Origin of the sequence: Streptomyces sp. NPDC005574 (assembly GCF_040605435.1) — a bacterium.
Lineage (GTDB): Bacteria > Actinomycetota > Actinomycetes > Streptomycetales > Streptomycetaceae > Streptomyces.
The window spans coordinates 23,050-45,471 of the sequence record NZ_JBEXCW010000001.1 but is presented as its reverse complement, the minus strand read 5'-3'; the positions used below and the strand labels follow the sequence as shown (position 1 = coordinate 45,471).

Sequence of the window (22,422 nt, the reverse complement as noted above, 5' to 3'; positions counted from 1 at the left end):
CCTCCCGTTCAGATCCTGTAGCCTGTGCGCAGCCCCTCACGCGGCGCTATCTGACTGAACTCCCCCAGGGCCGGAAGGCAGCAAGGGTAGGTCGGCTCTGGCGGGTGCGTGGGGGGCGCCTTCGTAGGCGGGCCCGGTTCCTCGGGCGGGGCTGGTTGTCAGTGGGCGCCTATAACCTCGTATGCGTGTCGTCTCTCGCGCTGTACCGCCGCTATCGCCCGGAGTCGTTCGCCGAGGTCATCGGGCAGGAGCATGTCACCGACCCGCTGCAGCAGGCGCTGCGGAACAACCGGGTCAATCACGCGTACCTGTTCAGTGGTCCGCGCGGCTGCGGGAAGACGACGAGCGCGCGCATCCTGGCCCGTTGCCTGAACTGCGAGCAGGGGCCCACGCCGACGCCGTGCGGTGAGTGCCAGTCCTGCCGCGACCTCGCGCGGAACGGGCCGGGTTCGATCGACGTCATCGAGATCGACGCCGCTTCGCACGGTGGTGTGGACGACGCCCGTGACCTGCGGGAAAAGGCGTTCTTCGGGCCCGCGGGCAGCCGCTACAAGATCTACATCATCGACGAGGCCCACATGGTCACGTCGGCCGGCTTCAACGCCCTGCTCAAGGTCGTCGAGGAGCCGCCGGAGCACCTCAAGTTCATCTTCGCCACCACCGAGCCCGAGAAGGTCATCGGCACCATCCGGTCGCGGACCCACCACTACCCGTTCCGGCTGGTGCCGCCCAGCACCCTGCGCGAGTACCTGGGCGAGGTGTGCGGGCGGGAGAAGATCCCCGTCGAGGAAGGTGTGCTGCCCCTGGTGGTCCGGTCGGGCGCCGGGTCCGTGCGTGACTCCATGTCCGTGATGGACCAACTGCTCGCCGGCGCCGGCGAGCAGGGTGTGACATACGCCATGGCGACCTCCCTCCTCGGATACACCGAGGGGCCCCTCCTCGACTCCGTCGTGGAGGCTTTCGCCACGGGGGACGGCGCCGCCGCCTTCGAGGTCGTCGACCGGATCATCGAGGGCGGCAACGACCCCCGTCGCTTCGTCACCGACCTGCTCGAACGGCTGCGGGACCTGGTGATCCTCGCCGCCGTGCCCGACGCGGCCGAGAAGGGCCTCATCGACGCGCCCGCCGACGTCATCGAGCGCATGCAGGCCCAGGCTGGCACCTTCGGCGCCGCCGAGCTGAGCCGCGCCGCCGACCTGGTCAACGAGGGGCTCACCGAGATGCGGGGCGCCACCTCGCCCCGGCTCCAGCTCGAACTCATCTGCGCGCGCGTGATGCTGCCCGCCGCCTACGGGGACGAGCGGGCGGTCATGGCCCGGCTCGACCGCCTGGAACGCGGCGTGAACTTCGCGGCGCAGGCGGGAGCAGGAGCGGGAGCGGGGGTGGCTTCCGGAGCCGGCGGTGGCGCGGGTGCCGGCGTCATGCCGCCGGTGGGGTACGTGCCCGGCCCCGAGGCGCACAGTGGCGCGCCCGTTCCGCCCGTTCCGCCCGGTGGTGGGGCTGCCGCCGCCCGCGCGGCGGTGCGCACACCGGCTGCCGGGCCGGGCACCCCCGCACCGGTCACCCCCTCTCCGCCGACGGCCGCCGCTCCCGGCATGGGTGCGGCACCCGCCGCCGACCACCCCGCCGGTCCCTCCGCGGGCCACGGGCAGCAGGAACCCCGACAGCCCCAGTCCCAGCAGGCCCCGGCCCCCGCAGCCCAGCCCGCTCAGACCGCCCCTACCCCGGCAGCCCCCACCCCGGCCGCCTCCCCCGGTGCCTGGCCCACCGCCGCACCCACCGGGGGCGCCCGCCGCACCGGTGGCTGGCCCACGGCTTCCCCCGCCGGTGGCGGAAACCCCGCCGCCGCACAGCCCACGCCCGCCGCTGCGCCGGCACCTGTGGCCGCGACGCCCGCCGCCGCGCCCGCTCCCGCCCCGGCCCCCGTCTCCCCGCCGCCGAGCGGTGGACTCGATCCCCGGATGCTGTGGCCCAACATCCTGGAGACCGTCAAGAACCGCCGCCGCTTCACCTGGATCCTGCTCAGCCAGAACGCGCAGGTCACCGGCTTCGACGGGACGACGCTGCAGATCGGTTTCGTCAACGCCGGCGCGCGCGACAACTTCGCGAGCAGCGGCAGCGAGGAGGTGCTCAAGCAGGCGCTGGCCGAGCAGTTCAGCGTGCAGTGGAAGATCGAGGCGATCGTCGACCCGTCGGGCGGCGGCTCCGCACCTGCGGCGACCGGCGGCGGCCCCTCCGGCCCCTCCGGCCCCTCCGGCTTCAGCGGCGGCCACGGTGGCGGAGGCGGCGGTGCCGCGGGCGGCACCGGTGCGTCGGGGTCGTACGGCTCGTACGGCGGCGGCGGTACGACCGCGCAACGCTCCGCGTCCGGCCCGTCCGCGTCCGGCGGCCCGGGGTCCCCCACGGCGTCGTCCTCCGGCGCCCCCCGACCCGCTCCCCAGGCCGGCCCGCCGCAGTCCCCGCCCCCGGTCTCCATCGAGGACGACATCCCCGAGGACGACGACCCCGACCTCAACGAGTCGGCACTGTCCGGCCGTGAACTCCTCGTGCGGGAGCTGGGGGCCACGGTGGTCGAGGAGTTCACCAACGAGTAGGGAGCGCGCCCTCGCGGAGAGCGGCGGCCACCAGGTCCCGCGCCCGCTCTCGGAGGAACGCACGAACGCCCGCCTCTCGCTCCTTCGGAAGCCCGCACAAACCCGCGGGGTCCCGCTCCCGTTAGGCTGACCCCCGTGAAGGTCCTTGTCATCGGTACCGGCGCCCGCGAACACGCCCTCTGCCGTTCCCTGTCCCTCGACCCCGATGTCACCGCGCTGCACTGCGCGCCCGGCAACGCCGGCATCGCCGAGGTCGCCGAGCTGCACCAGGTCGACGCCCTCGACGGCACCGCCGTGGCGGCACTGGCCACCGGGCTCGGCGCCGACCTCGTCGTCGTCGGACCGGAGGCACCCCTCGTCGCCGGGGTCGCCGACGCCGTGCGCGAGGCGGGCATCCCCGTCTTCGGCCCGTCCGGGGAGGCCGCGCAGCTGGAGGGCTCGAAGGCCTTCGCGAAGGACGTGATGGCCGGTGCCGGTGTCCCCACCGCGCGGTCCTACGTGTGCACCACACCGGAGGAGGCCGCCGAGGCCCTCGACGCCTTCGGGGCGCCGTACGTCGTCAAGGACGACGGGCTCGCCGCCGGCAAGGGCGTCGTCGTCACCGACGACCTCGAAGCCGCCAAGGCGCACGCGGCGGCCTGCGAGCGGGTCGTCATCGAGGAGTTCCTCGACGGCCCCGAGGTGTCCCTCTTCGCCGTCACCGACGGCGTGACCGTGCTGCCCCTCCAGCCCGCCCAGGACTTCAAGCGCGCGCTCGACGGCGACGAGGGCCCGAACACCGGCGGCATGGGCGCCTACTCCCCGCTGCCCTGGGCCGAGCCCAAGCTGGTGGAGGAGGTCCTGGAGACCGTCCTCCAGCCGACCGTCGACGAGATGCGCCGCCGCGGCACACCGTTCTCCGGCCTGCTCTACGCCGGGCTCGCCATCACCTCGCGCGGAACCCGCGTGATCGAGTTCAACGCCCGCTTCGGCGACCCCGAGACGCAGGTCGTGCTGGCCCGCCTCCGGACCCCGCTCGCCGGTGTCCTGCTGGCCGCGGCGACGGGCACCCTCGCCGACCTGGAGCCGCTGCGCTGGAGCGACGAGGCGGCCGTCACCGTCGTCGTCGCCTCGCACAACTACCCCGGCACCCCGCGCACCGGTGACCCGATCACCGGCCTCGACGAGGTGGCCGCCGAGGACGCCCCGCACGCCTACGTCCTGCACGCGGGGACCCGGCTCGACGACGGCGCCGTGGTCAGCGCAGGCGGCCGCGTCCTGTCCGTCACTGCGAGCGGCCAGGACCTGACCCAGGCCCGCGAGCGGGCCTACCGCGCGGTCACCCGTATCCGCCTCGACGGTTCCCAGCACCGTACGGACATCGCGGCGAAGGCCGCCGCGGACGCCCTGCGACGACCCTGAACCGGGGGCCGGACCCGGCCCGCGATGAACCCGGAGGGCCCCGGATCCGTCTTCGGATTCGGGGCCTGGTCTTTGCCCACCGTCATCCACCTTTCCCCAAAGCCATTCCATCGAGTGACCGATGGCCTATACGGCTGACGGGGACGGGGGCCCCAACTATGGTGCGGCGCAAGCGTTCCGGCACTTGGCCCACCGGCATTGCGATGTCAGTCGTCGGTGCCACAGTGGGGGAGTGAGCAACCCCAGCAGGGCCAGGCAGCCAGGACAGCAGGGAGGGGGTGAGGTCAGGTCGTGACCGGTATGGGTGTGGAGGCAGGGGCGCAGGCCGCGCGGGCGCGGGCACTGGCCGTGCTGCGTGTCCGCAGCCGGGCCCTGGCCGTGGCGCTGCTGCCCGCGGCGGTCGCCGTGGTGCTGTTCGCCGGCGACTGGACCGGTCATCTCGTCGGTCCGGGCTGGCACACCGCCCGCTGGGTGATGGCCTGGGCCGCCGTCCTCGTGCTGCTCGCCGCGGCCGGGGTGGCGCTGGTCGTGGCCCGCGCCCGTCCCGCCGTCAGCCCCACGGTCCAGATAGCCGAGGAGTCCGCCCCCGACCTGTACCGCATGGTGCGCGACCTCGCCGACCGGCTGGACGTTCCCGCGCCCTCCGCCCTGGCCCTCACCCCGGACTGCGACAGCTGGCTGGAGGACCGCACCCACCCGGCCCACGGCCCGCCCCCGACCGAGGCCCGCGACGAGATCGCGGGTGTCCGGGGCCTCGGCGCCCCCCGGCCGCGCCGCACGGTGGCCGCGCCCGTCCTCGTCATCGGCTCCCCGTTCCTGTGGTGGATGCGCGTCGGTGAGCTGCGCGCGGTCCTCGCCCCGGTCGTCGCCGGCACGGGGCCCTCCGCGCACCCGGACATAGCCGCGGCCCGCCGTTTCGTACGCGGGCTGGACGCGGCCGTGGCCGTGGCCTCGGCGCCCGGACGCGATCCCCTCTCCCGCGCGGTCCTCGCCGGCGTCGGCCGGGTCGCCCGGCTGATGCTGCGCGGCTGCCGGGTCCACGCGGCCGAGATGGAGCGCGGGGTCGCCGCCGCGGCCGCCGAGCGCGCCCAGGCCGTGGACTACGGCCTGCGGATCGTCGCCCAGGAGCAGGTGGGGCTGGCGTACGCGGGCTGGGACCGGCTGCTGACCCGCGTCGCGCTGCCCGCCTGGCGCATGGGCCGCTGGCCCGCCCGGCTCGACGCGGGCGTCGTCGCGGCCCTCACCGAGCTGTCCCGCCGGGACCGGCTGGCCGAGGGGTTCACCTCCCGGCTGGGCGAGCGCCCCGCCTGTGACCTGCTCGAAGAGCCCGGCGCGATCGACGAGGCCGCCTCGCTCCTGGCCGCCCGCCTCTTCCACGGCGGCCCCGCCGAGACCGGTCCGGACTGGTCGCCGGTGGACTGGCAGGAGTATCCCGACGAGGTGGTCGACCGGAAGTGGCGTGTCGACGCGGCCCGGCTCCACCGGGTCCTCGACACCCTGGGTGTCCGCCGCAGCCCCGGCCCCGCCGCACCCAACCCCGTCGGCCCCACTCTGGCCCGCGTTCTCGACCATCTCGCGGCGCCGCCGGACCTCGGTGCGGACCACGCACCCCCCGCCGGAGCCACCCCCGCACCGGACGGCCCGCAGCCCGCCCGGTCCCGCGTCCCCGTCGCCTACGAGGCCATGGGCCGGGACGACGAGGACGACACGGCCTGCGGAAACGAACGCAGCTCCGCCCTCGCCGCCGGTCTCACCGCGGAGCTCGCCCGCGAGGAGGCGGCCGCTCCGGCGGACCCGGGCACGTCGGCGGGGGCGGCCGGTCAGGTCCCCGACACCGCGCTGTGGGATGTCGGCGCCCTGCCCCTGTTCCCGCTCCAGCCGCCCCGCACGGCCCGGGAGCTGCTCGCCGACCACGTCACCGCGATGGTGTGCTGCGCCGCCATGGACACGGCCGGGGCGATGCCGGGCCTCGACTGGCTCGACGGCCCCTCCCTCCTCATCAACGGCGAACGGGCGGTCGACCTGACCCCGCGCGTCCTCAGCCTCGTCGAGGACGGCGATCCGGCCCCGCTCCAGGCGTGGCTGATCGAGTCGGGGATACGTCCGGAGAAACCGGTACGACTCGTCTGACGTCGGGTGCCGACGGGACCGCCGTACCGGAGGAGCCGATTCCACTTTCGGCCAATTCGCGACGAATAGTGACCGCCTGCGTGCGGCATGTGATGTGCTGGGACCGTTCGCGCACATGGCAGGGGACTAGGCCAGGTGACCGTCCCGTCCCTGCCACCCCGGCGCGGGCGCCCCGGCACGGCACCACCGCGCCGACCGCACACCACGGCGGACAGACCCACACCAGCAGACCCACCACCAGCAGACCCACCAGCCACCAATAGATCCACCAGCCACCACCAGACCCACAACGCACCGCCGGACCACCACTCAAGACGCATTACCACGGGGGCGAGAGGGAGGGGAGCGACCATGGGCACGGGATCGGAGCACAGCCGCCGCTGGGAGTCGGGAGCCCTGGCCCACGCGGTGACGGACCCCTTCGGCCAGGGCCCCGTTCCCTGGCTCCGGGGCAGCGAGACGTACTTCGGCGACACCGGACACATGGTCCCCTGGTACGTCGAGGCGGACCCGGCCGCCGACCCGCGGGCGGACAGGCCGAGGATCCCGGCCCCCCGTGCGGCCGGAGGCCCCCGCGCCGCCGACGACGTCCGGCGCCAGATCAAGGGCTTCACCTCGACCGGCGCGGTCCAGCCCGGCGAGGCCGTCGACTTCCACATCACCGTCGACCCGCCCCAGCAGTTCAGCGTCGACGTCTACCGCATCGGCCACTACGGCGGTGACGGCGCGGCCAAGATCACCACCAGCCCCCGGCTCTCGGGGATCGTGCAGCCGCCGCCGCTCACCGCGGACCGCACGGTCTCCTGCCACCACTGGTGGCTGTCCTGGCGGCTCCAGGTCCCGAGCTACTGGAGCGCCGGCGCGTACGTCGCCGTCCTCACCACCGCTGACGGCCACCGCTCCCACGTCCCCTTCACCGTCCGCGACCACCAGCCCGCCGACCTGCTCCTGCTGCTGCCCGACATCACCTGGCAGGCGTACAACCTCTACCCGGAGGACGGCCGCACCGGGGCCAGCCTCTACCACGCCTGGGACGACGACGGCCGGCTGCTGGGCGAGTCCGACGCGGCGACGACGGTCTCCTTCGACCGGCCGTACGCGGGGGCCGGCCTCCCCCTGCACGTCGGTCACGCCTACGACTTCATCCGCTGGGCCGAGCGCTACGGCTACGACCTCGCCTACGCGGACGCCCGCGACCTGCACGGTGGTCACGTCGACCCCACCCGCTACCGCGGCCTGGTCTTCCCCGGGCACGACGAGTACTGGTCGACGGCCATGCGCCGCACCGTGGAGGACGCCCGCGACCACGGCACGTCCCTGGTGTTCCTGTCTGCCAACAGCCTGTACTGGCAGGTCGAGTTGAGCCCCTCGCCGTCCGGCGTCCCCGACCGGCTGCTGACCTGCCGCAAGCGCAGGGGTCCTGGCCGCCCGCTGCTCTGGCGGGAGGTCGACCGCGCCGAACAGCAGCTGATCGGCATCCAGTACGCGGGCCGCGTCCCCGAACCGAGCCCGCTGATCGTCCGCAACGCCGACCACTGGCTGTGGGAGGCCACAGGGGCGCACGAGGGCGACGAGATCGCCGGGCTGGTCGCGGGCGAGGCCGACCGCTACTTCCCGCGCGTCCCGCTGCCCGAGCACGACGACCGCATCCTGCTCGCGCACTCGCCGTACACCGACGCCGACGGCACGCTCCGCCACCAGGAGACCTCCCTGTACCGGGCCCCCTCCGGCGCGCTGGTCTTCGCATCCGGGACGTTCGCCTGGTCGCCGTCCCTGGACCGGCCCGGCCACGTCGACGCGCGGGTTCAGCGGGCCACGGCGAACCTCCTGGACCGCATCTGCAAACGTGACTGACCGGTCACTCCCCGGTCCCCGTGTCCGCGACGTTCCCCGCATACGGGAGAATCGAGCCACGTGACAGAACCACGGGGAGGAACCGTGTCCGGATTCGTCGAAAAGCCCGAGCCGCTCCAGGTTCCGGGCCTGGTGCACCTGCACACCGGCAAGGTGCGCGATCTGTACCAGAACGAGGCGGGCGACCTCGTGATGGTCGCCAGCGACCGCCTGTCCGCCTACGACTGGGTGCTGCCCACCGAGATCCCCGACAAGGGCCGCGTCCTCACGCAGCTGTCCCTGTGGTGGTTCGACAAGCTGCGGGACCTGGCACCGAACCACGTCCTGAGCACCGAGCTGCCCGCCGGCGCCCCCGCCGACTGGGCCGGCCGCACCCTCGTCTGCAGGTCGCTGCGGATGGTCCCGGTCGAGTGCGTGGCCCGCGGCTACCTCACCGGTTCGGGCCTCGCGGAGTACCAGGAGTCCCGCACCGTCTGCGGCCTCGCCCTGCCCGAGGGCCTGGTCGACGGCTCGGAGCTGCCCGGCCCGATCTTCACCCCGGCCACCAAGGCGGCGGTCGGCGAGCACGACGAGAACGTCGCCTACGAGGAGGTCGCCCGCCAGGTCGGCGCGGAGACCGCCGCCCACCTGCGGCAGACGACCCTCGCCGTCTACAGCCGCGCCCGCGACATCGCCCGCGACCGGGGGATCGTCCTGGCGGACACCAAGTTCGAGTTCGGCTTCGACGGAGACACCCTCGTCCTCGCCGACGAGGTCCTCACCCCGGACTCCTCCCGCTTCTGGCCGGCCGACCAGTGGCAGCCGGGCCGGGCGCAGCCGTCGTACGACAAGCAGTTCGTCCGTGACTGGCTGACCTCGGCGGAGTCCGGCTGGGACCGGGCGGCGGAGCAGCCCCCGCCGCCGCTGCCGGAGCAGGTGGTGGAGGCGACCCGCGCCAAGTACGTGGAGGCGTTCGAGCGTCTGACGGGCACCAGCTGGAGCTGACCCGCACGACGAAGGCCCCGGTCGACGACCGGGGCCTTCCTTCACACGAGCGGACGACCAGGTTCGAACTGGCGACCTCAACCTTGGCAAGGTTGCGCTCTACCAACTGAGCTACGTCCGCGCTGCGCCGTGGCGCGAGAGCAACTATACCCAACCTCGCTCCCGGGCGAGCCGCACCGCCGCATGACGGTTGTCCGCCCCGAGCTTGGAGACGGCCGACGAGAGGTAGTTCCGCACGGTTCCCTGCGACAGCGCGGCCCGGCGCGCGATCTCCGCGACCGGCGCCCCGTCGGCGGCCAGCTCCAGTACCTCGGCCTCCCGCGAGGTCAGCGGCGAGGTGCCGGCGACGATCGCGTCGGCGGCCAACTCCGGGTCGACGTAACGGCTCCCGGCGTGCACCGTGCGGATGATCTCCGCGAGCCGTCGTGCGCTGACCGTCTTCGGCACGAATCCGCGCACGCCCGCCTCCAGGGCCCGCTTCAGGTGGCCGGGCCTGCCGTGGCTGGTGACGATCAGCACCCGGCAGCCGGGCAGTTCGGCGCGCAGCGATGTGGCGACCTTCACACCGTCCGCGCCGGGCATCTGCAGATCGAGGACGGCCACGTCGGGGGCGTGGGACAGCGCCATCGCCAGCGCCTCGGGCCCGCTGGCCGCCTCCGCGACCACCACCAGGTCGTCCTCCAGCGACAGGAGCGCGGCGAGCGCGCCCCGGATGAGGTGCTCGTCGTCGGCGAGCAGCAGCCGTACGGGGTTCATGCGAGGACCTCGCTCACGGTGCGGGGCGCCGGCAGCGGCACCGTGGCCACCACCCGGAACCGGTCCTCTGCGACGGCCCCCGCCTCCAGCGTCCCGTCCACCGCCGTCAGCCGCTCCCGCAGCCCCGTCAGCCCCGAGCCACCCACTCCGGCGGGTTCGCGGGCCCCGTCGTTCTCCACGGTGAGCATGACGTGTTCCGGCGTCACCAGCAGGGCCACCGCGCACCGCTCCGCGTCCCCGTGCCGCAGCACGTTGGTCGTCGCCTCCCGGACCACCCAGCCGAGCGCCGACTGCACCTCGGTGGGCAGCCCGGCGCTCTCCCCGCTCACCTCGCACCGGATGCCCGCAGCCGTCAACACCCCCTGCGCACCGGCGAGTTCGACACCGAGATCGGCCTCCCGGTATCCCCGTACGACATCCCGGACCTCGCGCTGCGACTCCCGCGCGATGCGCTGCACCTCGGTCATCTGGTCCACGGCCTCGGGCCGCCCGCGCCGCGCCAGCTGCACGGCCAGTTCGCTCTTGAGCGCGATCACGGCCAGGTTCCGTCCCATCACGTCGTGCAGGTCGCGTCCGAACCGCAGCCGTTCCTCGGCGACGGCGAGGCGGGCGCGGGTCTCGCGGGCCTCGTCGAGCGCGTAGACCGCGTCCAGGAGCCAGACGGAGAACAGGGACGTGACGGCGAGGAATCCAGCGCCGACCAGCACGGCGAGCAGCATGCCGAACGCGCCGGGCGCGGAGAGCCCCAGCGGCAGCGCCAGGATGCCGGCGGCTGCCGCGAAGCCGCCCACGACGGCGAGCGCGCGCCACCGGTCGCGGACGCCGAGCGTGACGCCACCGGCGCCGAAGCTGAGCACGCCCATGAACAGGGCGTCGGCCGTCGAGCCGGTCACGTCGCCGGCCGGACCCAGTTCCCTGACGGCGATCGCCGTCGCCGCGATCACCAGGGTGAGTGCGGTGAGCCCCCACAGCAGACGCGTGGGCCGCTCGCGTCGTCCGCGTGTCCAGTCCAGTGCCCGTGACGCGGTGACCGCGCAGACCACCGCGTGCACGCCCACCGTCAGGAGCGGCCAGATTGCCTGCCGCGCCGGCGCCTGGCTCAGGGCCGGGAGCCCGAACGTGGCGACCTCGACCAGCATGAAGAAGTGAAACGACCACCGCGTGTACGTCTCGACCTTCGCCGGCGTGCTCTTGCCCCGCCACCATCCCACCGGAGCGCGCACCTCGCTCCCCCCGTCCGTCAGCGTCGCGGCTCCCACCGGAACCACCGCCGTACAGCAAACACTCCCGCGGCGGTCCAGGCCAGGGCGGTGAGCAGCGGTCCGAGCGTCTCGTACGCGGAGAGGTCGCCGCTCCAGCCGCCGCGCACGAGGGTGATCACCGGAGTCAGCGGCAGCAGTTCGCACAGCACGGCCGTCCGGTGGGGCAGCAGTTCCAGGGGGACGACGACCCCGGAGCCCGTCAGTGAGACGAGGACCAGCGGAAGCGAGGTGACCTGCGCGCTCTCCGCGGTCCGTGTGAAGCCGGCCGTGACCGCGGCGAGGACCGTGCACAGCACGAGGCCCGACAGGATTCCCAGCACGGCGAGTTGGGGCGCCCTGGGGGCGGGCACGTCGAGCAGGACGGCGCAGCCGACCGCCAGCAGCAGCGACTGGGCGAGACCGAGGGCGGCGGCCGGCAGGGCGGCTCCGCAGAGGATCTCCGGGTCGCGCAGCTCACCGACGCGCAGCCGCTTGAGGACGAGTTCCTCCCGGCGGGCGGCGAAGACTCCCACGAGCGTCGTGTAGACGGCGAAGAGCAGCGAGAAGCCGATGGCGGCGGGCAGCAGGACCAGGCCGACGCTCAGGCCGGCGTCGCCGAGGTCCATCCCGTCGGCCAGCGACCGCACGCTGAACGGCAGCGCCAGCGGCACGAACACGGCCGACAGGAGCGCGGTTTGGTTGCGCCCGAGGAGCGTCAGCTCGGCCCGCGCCAGCGCCACCATCCGGCCCGCGGGGGTGGTCAGCACGTCGCTCATGCCGCGTACTCCTGGTTCGTGCCCGCGCCGGACCGTTCCGCGGCGCCCGGCCCCGACGCCCCGGACCGCTCCCGTTGCTGGGCGTGCCGCCCCGGCGTCCCGGACCGGTCTCGTTCTGGGGCGTCTCGCCCCGGCGTCCCGGACCGGTCTCGTTCTGGGGCGTCTCGCCCCGGCGTCCCGGACCGGTCTCGTTCTGGGGCGTCTCGCCCCGGCGCCCCGGACCGGTCCCGTTCCCGGGCGCCTCGCCCCGGCGCCCCGGACCCGTCCCGTTCCGCGGCGCCCCGCCTCGACGCCTCCCGTGCGATCCGCAGGAACGCCTCCTCCAGCGAGGCCGAGCGCACGTCCAGCCGGCGCAGTTCCACACCCGTCTCCTCGGCCCACACCAGCAGCCGGGTGGCCGTCCGCTGGAGCTGCCCGGTACGCAGCCGGACCAGGCGGCCGTCGACCTCGTGTCCGCTCACGCCCAGCTCGCCGAGCGGCGGCAGGTCTCCCACGAAGTACCCCTCGGGCAGTTCGAAGGCGATCCGGGAGGGCTGTCCGGCGGTCACCTCGGCCGGCGTCCCGGCCGTCGCGATCCGCCCGTCGTGCAGGATGGCGAGCCGGTCGGCGAGGTCCTCCGCCTCCTCCAGATAGTGCGTGGTGAGCAGCACCGTCGTCCCCGCGTCCCGCAGGGCCCGCACCAAGTCCCAGGTGGCCCGGCGCCCTTCGGCGTCCAGCCCGGTCGTCGGCTCGTCGAGGAACAGCACCTCGGGCTCACCGAGCAGGGCGAGCGCCAGGTCAAGGCGCCGCCGCTCGCCCCCGGACAACTGCTTGACCCGTACACCGGCCCGGCGTTCCAGCCCGACCAGCGCGAGCGCCTCGCGTGCGGGGCGCGCCCCGCTGGTGCAGCCCGCCCACAGGCGCGCGGTCTCGGTGACGGTCAGTTCGGAGGGGAAGCCGCCCTCCTGGAGCATGACGCCGGTGCGGGGCCGTACGGCGGCACGGTCGGTGCGGGGGTCGTGGCCGAGGACCCGCACCTGTCCGCCGGCCGGCCGGGCCAGCCCCTCCAGGAGTTCGACCGTCGACGTCTTGCCCGCGCCGTTGGTGCCGAGCAGGGCGAAGACCTCGCCGCGGCGCACGGAGAACGTGATTCCGCGCACCGCCTCGAACCCGCCCCCGTACACACGCCGCAGGTCGGTGACCTCAATCACGTGTTCGCGTTCGCTGGTGTCCATGCCTTCAGCGTCCCGGCGCCCCGGTCCCGGCAGCAGTGCGCGCTGTCATCACTCGGCATGACAAATGTCAGACGGTCACCGGGATCGACAGGGCGACAACCGGGAGCACGACAAAGGCCCCGGTCGATGACCGGGGCCTTCATTCGCGGAGCGGACGACGAGGTTCGAACTCGCGACCTCAACCTTGGCAAGGTTGCGCTCTACCAACTGAGCTACGTCCGCATTGCCTCCGACCGGCTCTCACCGATCGGCGCGAGCACCAGCCTACCTGATCCACCACAGTGGTCAGATCGGCGGTGCAGAGCGGGTGACAGGAATTGCACACTGCGCCTTCCCCCTGGAAGGGGGATGTTCTACTACTGAACTACACCCGCGTGTACTCCGTGAGGTGGGCTTTTCGGCCTTGCCCCTCGGCGTGCTCCAGACTCTAGCTGACCAGGAGGGGTGCAGCGCAAGTCGGGTCGTCCGAGGGGCGGGTGACCGGCCGTCGGCCCACGGCTCACTGCGCCTCGGCGAACGCCTCGTAGACCTTCTTGGGAATCCGGCCGCGTGCGGGGACGTCCATCTTGTTCGCCTGGGCCCAGGCCCGGACGGCCGCCGGGTCGGGCGCGACCTCCGTCTGCCGGTACGCCTTGCCGGACCGCGAGCGCTTGCGGCCCGCCTCCAGGTATGGCTCGAGCGCCTTACGCAGTTTCTTGGCATTGGCTTGGTTCAGGTCGATCTCGTACGACTTGCCGTCGAGCCCGAAGGCGATCGTCTCCGCCGCTTCCGAGCCGTCGATGTCGTCAAAGAGAGTGACCACGACACGCTGCGCCACGAATAATCGGTCCCTTCGTGCGGCATCTCTGCGATGACGTGCCAGGACGTCTCGGAGATGCCGACTGTCCGCCTGATATTGGGCAAAGTATCGGCTATTGCTAATTCATTTGTACAGGGCCCGGCAATGCATTGTGAAGCCCGACTAAATCTGCCCGCGTGTCCTGGCGCAATGGGTATGCCGGTGTGATCCGGGATCTTTCCCTGAACTTTTCGTGAAGGCACCCCTTCGATGCCGGATCGTGATCGCCGTCACGTAGATTCCTCCAACTCTACCCGCGTAGAAATTTTGTGCGGGTAGTCTGAAGGAACCTGCTCAGCACCACACACCGGGAGTGCCAGTGGCACGCGTCGTAGTCGACGTCATGCTCAAGCCGGAGATCCTCGACCCCCAGGGCCAGGCGGTGCAGCGCGCACTGCCGCGGCTGGGTTTCGAAGGCATCTCCGACGTACGTCAGGGAAAGCGATTCGAACTGGAAGTTGACGGGCCGGTCGACGAGGCCGCGCTCGCCCGCATCCACGATCTTGCGGAATCCTTCCTCGCCAACACCGTGATCGAGGACTTCACCGTCAAGGTGGAGGAAGTCGCGGGGGCCGCGAAGTGACCGCTCGTATTGGCGTCGTCACTTTCCCCGGCAGCCTCGACGACCGGGACACCCAGCGCGCGATCCGCGTCGCGGGCGCCGAACCGGTCGCCCTGTGGCACAAGGACAAGGACCTCAAGCAGGTCGACGCCGTGGTGCTGTGCGGGGGTTTCTCCTACGGCGACTATCTGCGGGCCGGAGCCATCGCGCGCTTCTCGCCGGTGATGGAACCGCTTCTGGAGCAGGCGAGGGCCGGCCTTCCGGTCCTCGGCATCTGCAACGGATTCCAGATCCTCACCGAGGCGCACCTGCTGCCCGGCGCGATGCTGGGCAACGACCACCTGCACTTCATCTGCCGTGACCAGAAGCTGCGGGTGGAGAACGCGGACACCGCCTGGACCGCCGACTACGCGGCCGGCCAGGAGATCCACATCCCGCTGAAGAACATGGACGGCCGGTACGTCGCCGACGAGCGCACGCTCGACATGCTGGAGGCCGAGGGCCGGGTCGCCTTCCGGTACCTGGACGTCAACCCCAACGGCAGCCTCCGTGACATCGCCGGCATCACCAACGAGGCCGGCAACGTCGTGGGCCTGATGCCGCACCCGGAGCACGCCGTCGAGTCGCTGATCGGTACCGGTCGTACCGACGGTCTGCCGTTCTTCACCTCGATCCTCAAGAAGCTGGTCAACGCATGAGCCGGACTCCGCTGGACACGGTCGAGCACGCGGCCGCGACGCCGGACGTGGAGCTGCCCTGGGCCGAACTCGGCCTGAAGAAGGACGAGTACGAGCGGGTCGTGGAGATCCTCGGCCGCCGGCCCACCGGTGCCGAGCTCGCCATGTACTCCGTCATGTGGTCCGAGCACTGCTCGTACAAGAGCAGCAAGGTGCATCTGCGCCAGTTCGGCGAGAAGGCCCCGCAGTCCGACGCCCTGCTCGTCGGCATCGGTGAGAACGCGGGCGTCGTGGACGTCGGCCAGGGCTACGCGGTCACCTTCAAGGTCGAGTCGCACAACCACCCCTCCTACGTCGAGCCCTACCAGGGCGCGGCCACCGGCGTGGGCGGCATCGTGCGCGACATCATCGCGATGGGCGCGCGACCGGTCGCGGTCGTGGACCCGCTGCGCTTCGGCGCGGCCGACCACCCCGACACCAAGCGCGTCCTGCCGGGTGTCGTCGCCGGCATCGGCGGCTACGGCAACTGCCTGGGCCTGCCGAACATCGGCGGCGAGGTCGTCTTCGACGCCTGCTACCAGGGCAACCCGCTGGTCAACGCGGGCGCCATCGGTGTCATGCGGCACGAGGACATCCACCTCGCCAAGGCGTCCGGCGCCGGCAACAAGGTCATCCTGTACGGGGCCCGCACGGGCGGTGACGGCATCGGCGGCGCCTCGATCCTGGCGAGCGAGACCTTCGACGACGCCAAGCCCTCCAAGCGCCCCGCCGTCCAGGTCGGCGACCCCTTCCAGGAGAAGCTCCTCATCGAGTGCACCCTGGAGGCGTTCAGGGAGAAGCTGGTCGTCGGCATCCAGGACCTCGGCGCGGCCGGCCTGTCCTGTGCGACGTCCGAGCTGGCCTCCAACGGCTCCGGCGGCATGAGCGTCACCCTCGACGACGTGCCCCTGCGCGACTCCACGCTCTCGCCCGAGGAGATCCTCATGAGCGAGTCGCAGGAACGCATGTGCGCGGTCGTCGAGCCGGCGAAGGTCGAGCGGTTCCTGGAGATCTGCGACAAGTGGGACGTCATCGCCACCGTCATCGGTGAGGTCACCGACGGCGACCGGCTGGAGATCTTCTGGCACGGCGGCAAGATCGTCGACGTCGACCCGCGCACGGTCGCCCACGACGGCCCGGTCTACGAGCGCCCCTACGCCCGCCCGTCCTGGCAGGACGCCCTCCAGGCGGACGACGCGAACAAGCTGCCCCGGCCGGCGACGGGCGAGGAGCTGCGGGACCAGGTCCTGCGGCTGGTGTCGTCGCCGAACCAGGCGTCCAAGAAGTGGATCACCTCGCAGTACGACCACTTCGTGCAGGGCAACACGGTGCTGGCCCAGCCCGAGGACTCCGGGATGATCCGGATCGACGAGGAGACCGGCCTCGGCGTCGCCATCGCGACCGACGGCAACGGCCGGTACGCCAAGCTCGACCCGTACGCGGGCGCCCAGCTGGCCCTCTCGGAGGCCTACCGCAACGTCGCGACGACCGGCGCCAAGCCGCTCGCCGTGTCCGACTGCCTGAACTTCGGCTCGCCCGAGGACCCGGCCGTCATGTGGCAGTTCGCCGAGGCCGTCCGCGGCCTGGCCGACGCCTGCCGGCAGCTGGGCACCCCGGTGACCGGCGGCAACGTCTCGCTGTACAACCAGACCGGCGAGGCCGCCATCCACCCGACCCCGGTCGTGGCGGTCCTGGGCGTCATCGACGACGTGGCCCGGCGCACGCCGGTCGCCTTCCAGGAGGAGGGGCACCTGCTCTACCTCCTCGGCGACACCCGTGAGGAGTTCGGCGGCTCGGCCTGGTCCCAGGTGATCCACGACCACCTCGGCGGCCTGCCCCCGAAGGTCGACCTGGAGCGTGAGCGGCTGCTCGCCGAGATCCTCATCTCGGCCTCCCGCGACGGCATGATCGACTCCGCGCACGACCTGTCCGACGGCGGTCTGGTCCAGGCCGTGGTCGAGTCGGCGCTGCTCGGCGGGAAGGGCGCCCGGCTGGTCGTACCGGACGGGCTCGACGCGTTCACCTTCCTCTTCTCCGAGTCGGCGGGGCGCGCGGTCGTCGCCGTACCGCGCTCCGAGGAGCTGCGCTTCACCGACATGTGCGGGGCGCGCGGCCTGCCCGCCACCCGCGTCGGTGTCGTCGACGGTGACACGGTCGACGTCCAGGGCGAGTTCACGCTCTCCCTGGACGAGCTCCGGACGGCCCACCAGGACACCATCCCGGCGCTGTTCGCGTAACGCCCCTGCCCGGCCCCCGCCCAGCGGGCCACCGGGACGGTCCTACGACGCCGAAGGCCCCGCCCGCTGTGACGGCCGGGGCCTTCGCCGTGCCGGCCCACGGACACCGCCGGCGCGATCCGGGGGCCGGCGGGGCGGGCGTTAGGCTCACCGCCATGCCCCCGGCCAAGAAGCGCGCCCGCGTCTACGCCCCCGCCAAGATCCGGACCGCCGTGCTCGCCCAGTTCGGGAACGTCCGTACGGCCGTCCGCACCCTCACTCCCGAGCAGCTGGAGCTGCCCACCCGCCTCGCGGGCTGGAGCGTGCGGGACCTGGCGGCGCACGTGACGATGGCGGTGGAGACCGTGAGCCGCAACCTCGACCGGCAGGCACCGCCGAAGGCCGAACTCACCCTGGTCCAGTGGCCGTTCGCCACCGCGGACCGGGCCGCCGACATCGCCGACGGCACCCGTGAACTCGCCGCCGCCCACCCCGACCTCGACGCGCTGTACGAAGGCGCCGGGCAACGGCTCGCCGAGTGCCTGGCCGACGCCCCGGACACCCGGCTCCTCGCCGCCCGCACCGGCGCCATGACCCTGGCCGACTACCTCGTCACCCGTACCGTCGAACTCGTCGTCCACACCGACGACCTCAACGCCGCCGTGCCCGGCCTCGACATCCCGCAGGACCGCCAGGCCCTGGCCGCCTGCGTCCGGCTGCTGGCCGACGCCCTCGCCGCCAGGGCGCCCGGCGGCTCGACGGAGGTGCGGATCCCGCCGTACGCCGTCGTGCAGTGCGTGGAAGGTCCGCGGCACACCCGCGGCACCCCGCCCAACGTGGTGGAGACCGACCCGCTGACCTGGGTCCGGCTGGCGACCGGGCGGCTGGCGTGGCGGGACGCGGTGGAGGACGGCTCGGTCCGGGCGAGCGGGGAGCGGGCGGACCTGGCCGGACTGCTGCCGCTGATGGGGTGACACGCGGGAACCGGTCGTCGGGGCGGCCCGTCGAACCGGCATGGACACGTACACGGACAAGGAGCGACCGAACCCCTCCGGACACCGGCGGCGACCGGCGGTGACGGCGACCGCCCTGGCCGCCCTCCTCCCGCTCGCCGCCGCGTGCGGCAGCCAGCGGGCCGGCGACAGCGGCAGCGCCTCCGCCGCGGCGGATCCCCCCGTCACCGGCGTCCGCTGGGCCGTCGACGCACTCACCGTGAACGGCCGCACCAGCCGCGCACCCGGCCGGGCCTATCTGCGGATCGCCGAGAACGGCCGGGTCGAGGGCAACCTGGGCTGCAACGGCTTCACCTCCACGGCCGCCTTCACGGGCGACCGGCTCTCCCTCGGCCGCATCGAGTCGACCGCCATGGCCTGCGAGGACGTCCCCCCGGCCTTCGAACGCGGCCTCACCACCGCCCTCGCCGCCCACCCCCTCACCCCGCGGGTCGAGGGCGGCCGGCTCACGCTGACCACCGGCGACGGCGACCGCGTCACCCTCACGAAGCGGGCCGCCACCCCGCTCGACGGCACGACCTGGGTCGTCACCTCCCCCGACACGGACGGCCGCGCCCACCTCGTCTTCGACGAGAAGGGCGGAAAGGTCTCCGGCAGCCTCGGCTGCAACAAGGTGAACGCGACGGCGACGGTCCACGACGGACATATCACCCTCGGCGCCCCCGCCACGACCCGAATGATGTGCGAAGCCTCACTCATGACGTCGGAGAGAAGGCTCCTGCGGCTCTTCGGTGCGACGGTGTCCTTCACGCTCGATCACGAGCACCTCGCGCTGACCAGCGAGAACGCCGACACGGTCCACGCGGTCGCCCATCGCTGACGCCCGCCCGCGGTCCGTTTTGGGGCCATTCCCCAATTCGGACCAGTGGTCGATCTCGCCTACACTCGGTGGCGTGCCACGTGGTGACGGTCGACTCAGTCATGATCTGCTCCCCGGCGAGAAAGGCCCCCAGGACGCTTGCGGCGTCTTCGGTGTCTGGGCTCCCGGCGAAGAGGTCGCCAAGCTCACTTACTTCGGGCTCTACGCCCTCCAGCATCGAGGCCAGGAATCCGCGGGTATCGCGGTCAGCAACGGCTCCCAGATCCTCGTCTTCAAGGACATGGGCCTCGTGTCCCAGGTCTTCGACGAGACCTCGCTCGGTTCGCTCCAGGGTCACATCGCGGTCGGTCACGCCCGCTACTCGACCACCGGCGCCTCCGTGTGGGAGAACGCCCAGCCGACGTTCCGGGCCACCGCGCACGGTTCCATCGCGCTCGGCCACAACGGCAACCTGGTCAACACGGCGCAGCTCGCCGAGATGGTCGCCGACCTCCCCAAGGACACCAACGGCCGGTCCACCCGCGTCGCGGCCACCAACGACACCGACCTGCTGACCGCGCTCCTCGCGGCCCAGGTCGACGACGACGGCAAGCCGCTGACCATCGAGGAGGCGTCCGCCCGGATCCTCCCCCAGGTGCAGGGCGCCTTCTCCCTCGTCTTCATGGACGAGCACACCCTCTACGCCGCCCGCGACCCGCAGGGCATCCGCCCGCTGGTCCTCGGCCGGCTGGAGCGCGGCTGGGTCGTCGCCTCCGAGTCCGCCGCCCTCGACATCTGCGGCGCCGCCTACGTCCGTGAGATCGAGCCGGGCGAGTTCGTCGCCATCGACGAGAACGGCCTGCGCACCTCACGCTTCGCGGACGCGAAGCCCAAGGGCTGTGTCTTCGAGTACGTCTACCTGGCGCGCCCCGACACCGACATCGCCGGCCGGAACGTGTACCTCTCCCGCGTGGAGATGGGCCGCAAACTCGCCAAGGAAGCACCGGTCGAGGCCGACCTGGTGATAGCGACCCCGGAGTCCGGCACCCCCGCGGCCATCGGCTACGCGGAGGCGTCCGGCATCCCGTTCGGCGCCGGACTGGTCAAGAACGCCTACGTCGGCCGTACGTTCATCCAGCCCTCGCAGACGATCCGCCAGCTGGGCATCCGGCTGAAGCTGAACCCGCTGAAGGAAGTCATCAAGGGCAAGCGCCTGGTCGTCGTCGACGATTCGATCGTGCGCGGCAACACCCAGCGGGCCCTGGTGCGGATGCTGCGCGAGGCGGGGGCGGCCGAGGTCCACATCCGGATCTCCTCCCCGCCGGTCAAGTGGCCCTGCTTCTTCGGCATCGACTTCGCCACCCGCGCGGAACTCATCGCCAACGGCATGACGATCGACGAGATCGGCACCTCGCTGGGCGCCGACTCGCTCTCGTACATCTCCCTCGACGGCATGATCGAGGCGACCACCATTGCCAAGCCAAACCTGTGCCGCGCCTGCTTCGACGGCGAGTACCCGATGGAGCTCCCGGACCCCGAGCTCCTCGGCAAGCAGCTCCTGGAGACCGAGCTGGCCGCCGGGCCCGCCGCCACGGCCGCGGCCGACGCGATCCGTCGCCCGTAACGCGCCGCAGAGCCCCGTTTCACCAACCCGAAAGATCCCAGGCAATGTCTTCTGCGTCTGATCAGTCCCTTCCGGCGACGGGCGGTGCTCCCGGTGCCTCCTACGCGGCTGCCGGCGTCGACATCGAGGCGGGCGACCGCGCCGTCGAGCTGATGAAGGAGTGGGTGAGGAAGACGCAGCGCCCCGAGGTCCTCGGCGGCCTCGGCGGCTTCGCCGGCCTCTTCGACGCCTCGGCCCTCAAGCGCTACGAGCGCCCGCTGCTGGCCTCCGCCACGGACGGCGTCGGCACGAAGGTCGACATCGCGCGCCGGCTGGGCGTCTACGACACCATCGGCCACGACCTGGTCGCCATGGTCATGGACGACATCGTGGTGTGCGGCGCCGAGCCGCTGTTCATGACCGACTACATCTGCGTCGGCAAGGTCCACCCCGAGCGGGTCGCCGCCATCGTCAAGGGCATCGCCGAGGGCTGTGTCCTGGCCGGCTGCGCCCTGGTGGGCGGCGAGACCGCCGAGCACCCCGGCCTGCTGGGCCCGGACGACTTCGACGTCGCCGGCGCCGGCACGGGCGTCGTGGAGGCCGACCGGCTGCTCGGCGCGGATCGCATCCGTACGGGTGACGCGGTCGTCGCCATGGCCGCCTCCGGTCTTCACTCGAACGGGTACTCGCTCGTCCGGCACGTCCTGCTGGACCAGGCCGGTCTGGCCCTGGAGGCGCACGTCGAGGAGTTCGGCCGCACCCTCGGCGAGGAACTCCTGGAGCCGACGAAGATCTACTCGCTCGACTGCCTGGCCCTGACCCGCACGACCGACGTGCACGCCTACAGCCACGTCACCGGCGGCGGCCTCGCGGCCAACCTGGCCCGGGTGATCCCCGACGGGCTGCACGCCGTCGTGGACCGCTCCACGTGGACCCCGGGCCCCGTGTTCGACCTCGTGGGGCGCACGGGCCGGGTCGAGCGCTTGGAGCTGGAGAAGACGCTGAACATGGGCGTCGGCATGATCGCGATCGTGCCCGGGGACTCGGCGGACGTGGCGCTCGCGACGCTCGCCGACCGCGGGGTCGAAGCCTGGGTCGCCGGTGAGATCACCGAGCGCGGCGACCACGCGACGGGCGCCGAACTGGTCGGCGACTACGCCGTGTAGGACCGCGGGACAGCACAAAACCCGGTCCGGCGCTGCTGCCCTGGACCGGGTGAAGTGCGGTTACTGCGAGAACCGCGGGACACGCCGAACGCGCACTGCGTCAAGCGCCGCGACGTTGAGACGTCGGACCGGACTGGTCGTCCTCGTCCTCGTCGTCGTTGTACAGATCCGCGTACTGCGCGTACGGGTCGTCTTCTTCGTCGTCGTCCTCGAACGGCTCGCCATTCGGCGGCTGACTCGAAGTCGAAGCGCCCAGCTCATTGGCCAGACGCGAGAGGTCAGTCCCGCCGCTGCTGTACTTCAGCTGGCGGGCGACCTTCGTCTGCTTGGCCTTTGCCCGGCCGCGCCCCATGGCTCGACCCCCTCGGATACGGGGCTCGACGGCCCCAGAGTCTTGACACGCGTTCATGATCTGGAACGGGCTCTCCGTGGAGAGACCGGTCCGTAGGGCTTCCACGGTACCTGAGCCCGCGCCCATACGGTACGTCGCCCACAGGACGTGCCCGTTCGCAGAGCCAGAGGGGTGCCCTTTCCCCGCTGGTCAACCGCGATTTTAACC

17 protein-coding genes, 3 tRNA genes, 1 other RNA gene and 1 pseudogene are annotated in these 22,422 nt (G+C 72.5%); 13 read left to right on the top strand and 9 right to left on the bottom strand.

The genetic code is table 11. From position 1 onward, the window contains the following. The first annotated feature begins 28 nt into the window (after positions 1 to 28). The 6 genes from ffs (at position 29) to ABZT03_RS00200 (ending at position 8,963) form a co-directional block, all read left to right on the top strand. Positions 29 to 123, top strand: an RNA gene (gene ffs, locus ABZT03_RS00225) — signal recognition particle sRNA small type. Between the two features lie 62 nt (positions 124 to 185). After that, positions 186 to 2,594 carry a DNA polymerase III subunit gamma and tau gene (locus ABZT03_RS00220; protein WP_356031359.1) on the top strand — a complete coding sequence of 803 codons (2,409 nt, stop codon included), beginning with the start codon at positions 186 to 188 and terminating at the stop codon, positions 2,592 to 2,594. A 135-nt stretch (positions 2,595 to 2,729) separates the two neighbouring features. Further along, a complete protein-coding gene (gene purD / locus ABZT03_RS00215; RefSeq protein WP_356031356.1) occupies positions 2,730 to 3,995 on the top strand; it encodes a phosphoribosylamine--glycine ligase in 1,266 nt (421 codons plus the stop codon). Positions 3,996 to 4,295: 300 nt separating this feature from the next. Beyond that, positions 4,296 to 6,125 carry a hypothetical protein gene (locus tag ABZT03_RS00210; RefSeq protein WP_356031934.1) on the top strand — a complete coding sequence of 610 codons (1,830 nt, stop codon included), beginning with the start codon at positions 4,296 to 4,298 and terminating at the stop codon, positions 6,123 to 6,125. 351 nt (positions 6,126 to 6,476) lie between these two features. Continuing rightward, the gene (locus tag ABZT03_RS00205) at positions 6,477 to 7,979 is read left to right on the top strand and encodes a N,N-dimethylformamidase beta subunit family domain-containing protein (RefSeq protein ID WP_356031353.1); all 1,503 of its coding nucleotides are present in this window, start codon (positions 6,477 to 6,479) and stop codon (positions 7,977 to 7,979) included. 84 nt (positions 7,980 to 8,063) lie between these two features. Beyond that, positions 8,064 to 8,963 carry a phosphoribosylaminoimidazolesuccinocarboxamide synthase gene (locus tag ABZT03_RS00200; RefSeq protein WP_356031351.1) on the top strand — a complete coding sequence of 300 codons (900 nt, stop codon included), beginning with the start codon at positions 8,064 to 8,066 and terminating at the stop codon, positions 8,961 to 8,963. 48 nt (positions 8,964 to 9,011) lie between these two features. Here ABZT03_RS00200 and ABZT03_RS00195 read toward each other — a convergent pair. The 8 genes and pseudogenes from ABZT03_RS00195 to ABZT03_RS00160 form a co-directional block, all read right to left on the bottom strand. Then, positions 9,012 to 9,084 (bottom strand) — tRNA-Gly (locus ABZT03_RS00195). 23 nt (positions 9,085 to 9,107) lie between these two features. Continuing rightward, positions 9,108 to 9,719, bottom strand: coding sequence for a response regulator transcription factor (locus ABZT03_RS00190; RefSeq protein WP_356031348.1), 612 nt, complete (start codon positions 9,717 to 9,719; stop codon positions 9,108 to 9,110). Then, complete coding sequence (locus ABZT03_RS00185; RefSeq protein WP_356031346.1) at positions 9,716 to 10,942, bottom strand: histidine kinase; 1,227 nt, start codon at positions 10,940 to 10,942, stop codon at positions 9,716 to 9,718. Before ABZT03_RS00185 ends, ABZT03_RS00190 begins: the two co-directional genes overlap by 4 nt. A gap of 17 nt (positions 10,943 to 10,959) precedes the next feature. Continuing rightward, positions 10,960 to 11,736 (bottom strand): ABC transporter permease, encoded by a 777-nt coding sequence (locus tag ABZT03_RS00180; RefSeq protein WP_356031343.1) that lies wholly within the window; start codon positions 11,734 to 11,736, stop codon positions 10,960 to 10,962. 287 nt (positions 11,737 to 12,023) lie between these two features. Continuing rightward, positions 12,024 to 12,950, bottom strand: a pseudogene (locus ABZT03_RS00175) (ABC transporter ATP-binding protein); the annotation flags it as partial. A gap of 149 nt (positions 12,951 to 13,099) precedes the next feature. Next, positions 13,100 to 13,172 (bottom strand) — tRNA-Gly (locus ABZT03_RS00170). Between the two features lie 80 nt (positions 13,173 to 13,252). After that, positions 13,253 to 13,324 (bottom strand) — tRNA-Gly (locus ABZT03_RS00165). A gap of 125 nt (positions 13,325 to 13,449) precedes the next feature. Continuing rightward, positions 13,450 to 13,767, bottom strand: coding sequence for an Lsr2 family protein (locus ABZT03_RS00160; RefSeq protein WP_356031341.1), 318 nt, complete (start codon positions 13,765 to 13,767; stop codon positions 13,450 to 13,452). 340 nt (positions 13,768 to 14,107) lie between these two features. Between ABZT03_RS00160 and purS the strand changes: the two genes are divergently transcribed. The 7 genes from purS (at position 14,108) to purM (ending at position 21,863) form a co-directional block, all read left to right on the top strand. Continuing rightward, the gene (gene purS, locus ABZT03_RS00155; protein ID WP_266399704.1) at positions 14,108 to 14,371 is read left to right on the top strand and encodes a phosphoribosylformylglycinamidine synthase subunit PurS; all 264 of its coding nucleotides are present in this window, start codon (positions 14,108 to 14,110) and stop codon (positions 14,369 to 14,371) included. After that, complete coding sequence (purQ, locus tag ABZT03_RS00150; RefSeq protein WP_356031337.1) at positions 14,368 to 15,048, top strand: phosphoribosylformylglycinamidine synthase subunit PurQ; 681 nt, start codon at positions 14,368 to 14,370, stop codon at positions 15,046 to 15,048. The genes purS and purQ overlap by 4 nt, the downstream gene beginning before the upstream one ends. Beyond that, a complete protein-coding gene (purL, locus tag ABZT03_RS00145) occupies positions 15,045 to 17,303 on the top strand; it encodes a phosphoribosylformylglycinamidine synthase subunit PurL (protein WP_356031334.1) in 2,259 nt (752 codons plus the stop codon). Before purQ ends, purL begins: the two co-directional genes overlap by 4 nt. A 155-nt stretch (positions 17,304 to 17,458) precedes the next feature. Continuing rightward, positions 17,459 to 18,256 (top strand): sterol carrier family protein, encoded by a 798-nt coding sequence (locus ABZT03_RS00140; RefSeq protein ID WP_356031331.1) that lies wholly within the window; start codon positions 17,459 to 17,461, stop codon positions 18,254 to 18,256. A 40-nt stretch (positions 18,257 to 18,296) separates the two neighbouring features. Continuing rightward, positions 18,297 to 19,115, top strand: coding sequence for an META domain-containing protein (locus tag ABZT03_RS00135; RefSeq protein ID WP_356031329.1), 819 nt, complete (start codon positions 18,297 to 18,299; stop codon positions 19,113 to 19,115). 73 nt (positions 19,116 to 19,188) lie between these two features. Then, positions 19,189 to 20,718 (top strand): amidophosphoribosyltransferase, encoded by a 1,530-nt coding sequence (gene purF / locus ABZT03_RS00130; protein ID WP_356031326.1) that lies wholly within the window; start codon positions 19,189 to 19,191, stop codon positions 20,716 to 20,718. A gap of 44 nt (positions 20,719 to 20,762) precedes the next feature. Continuing rightward, on the top strand, positions 20,763 to 21,863 hold the full coding sequence (gene purM, locus ABZT03_RS00125) for a phosphoribosylformylglycinamidine cyclo-ligase (protein ID WP_356031324.1): 1,101 nt from the start codon (positions 20,763 to 20,765) through the stop codon (positions 21,861 to 21,863). A gap of 100 nt (positions 21,864 to 21,963) precedes the next feature. Here purM and ABZT03_RS00120 read toward each other — a convergent pair whose 3' ends face one another. Next, a complete protein-coding gene (locus tag ABZT03_RS00120) occupies positions 21,964 to 22,215 on the bottom strand; it encodes a DUF3073 domain-containing protein (RefSeq protein ID WP_356031320.1) in 252 nt (83 codons plus the stop codon). Positions 22,216 to 22,422 lie beyond the last annotated feature (207 nt).

Bases quoted from the DNA above. Each gene is read 5' to 3' on its own strand.
- ABZT03_RS00210 (WP_356031934.1), top strand. From the start codon at position 4,296: ATGGGTGTGGAGGCAGGGGCGCAGGCCGCGCGGGCGCGGGCACTGGCC.
- ABZT03_RS00205 (WP_356031353.1), top strand. From the start codon at position 6,477: ATGGGCACGGGATCGGAGCACAGCCGCCGCTGGGAGTCGGGAGCCCTG.
- ABZT03_RS00190 (WP_356031348.1), bottom strand. From the start codon at position 9,719: ATGAACCCCGTACGGCTGCTGCTCGCCGACGACGAGCACCTCATCCGG.
- ABZT03_RS00180 (WP_356031343.1), bottom strand. From the start codon at position 11,736: ATGAGCGACGTGCTGACCACCCCCGCGGGCCGGATGGTGGCGCTGGCG.
- purL (WP_356031334.1), top strand. From the start codon at position 15,045: ATGAGCCGGACTCCGCTGGACACGGTCGAGCACGCGGCCGCGACGCCG.
- ABZT03_RS00140 (WP_356031331.1), top strand. From the start codon at position 17,459: ATGCCCCCGGCCAAGAAGCGCGCCCGCGTCTACGCCCCCGCCAAGATC.
- ABZT03_RS00135 (WP_356031329.1), top strand. From the start codon at position 18,297: ATGGACACGTACACGGACAAGGAGCGACCGAACCCCTCCGGACACCGG.
- purM (WP_356031324.1), top strand. From the start codon at position 20,763: ATGTCTTCTGCGTCTGATCAGTCCCTTCCGGCGACGGGCGGTGCTCCC.
- ABZT03_RS00120 (WP_356031320.1), bottom strand. From the start codon at position 22,215: ATGGGGCGCGGCCGGGCAAAGGCCAAGCAGACGAAGGTCGCCCGCCAG.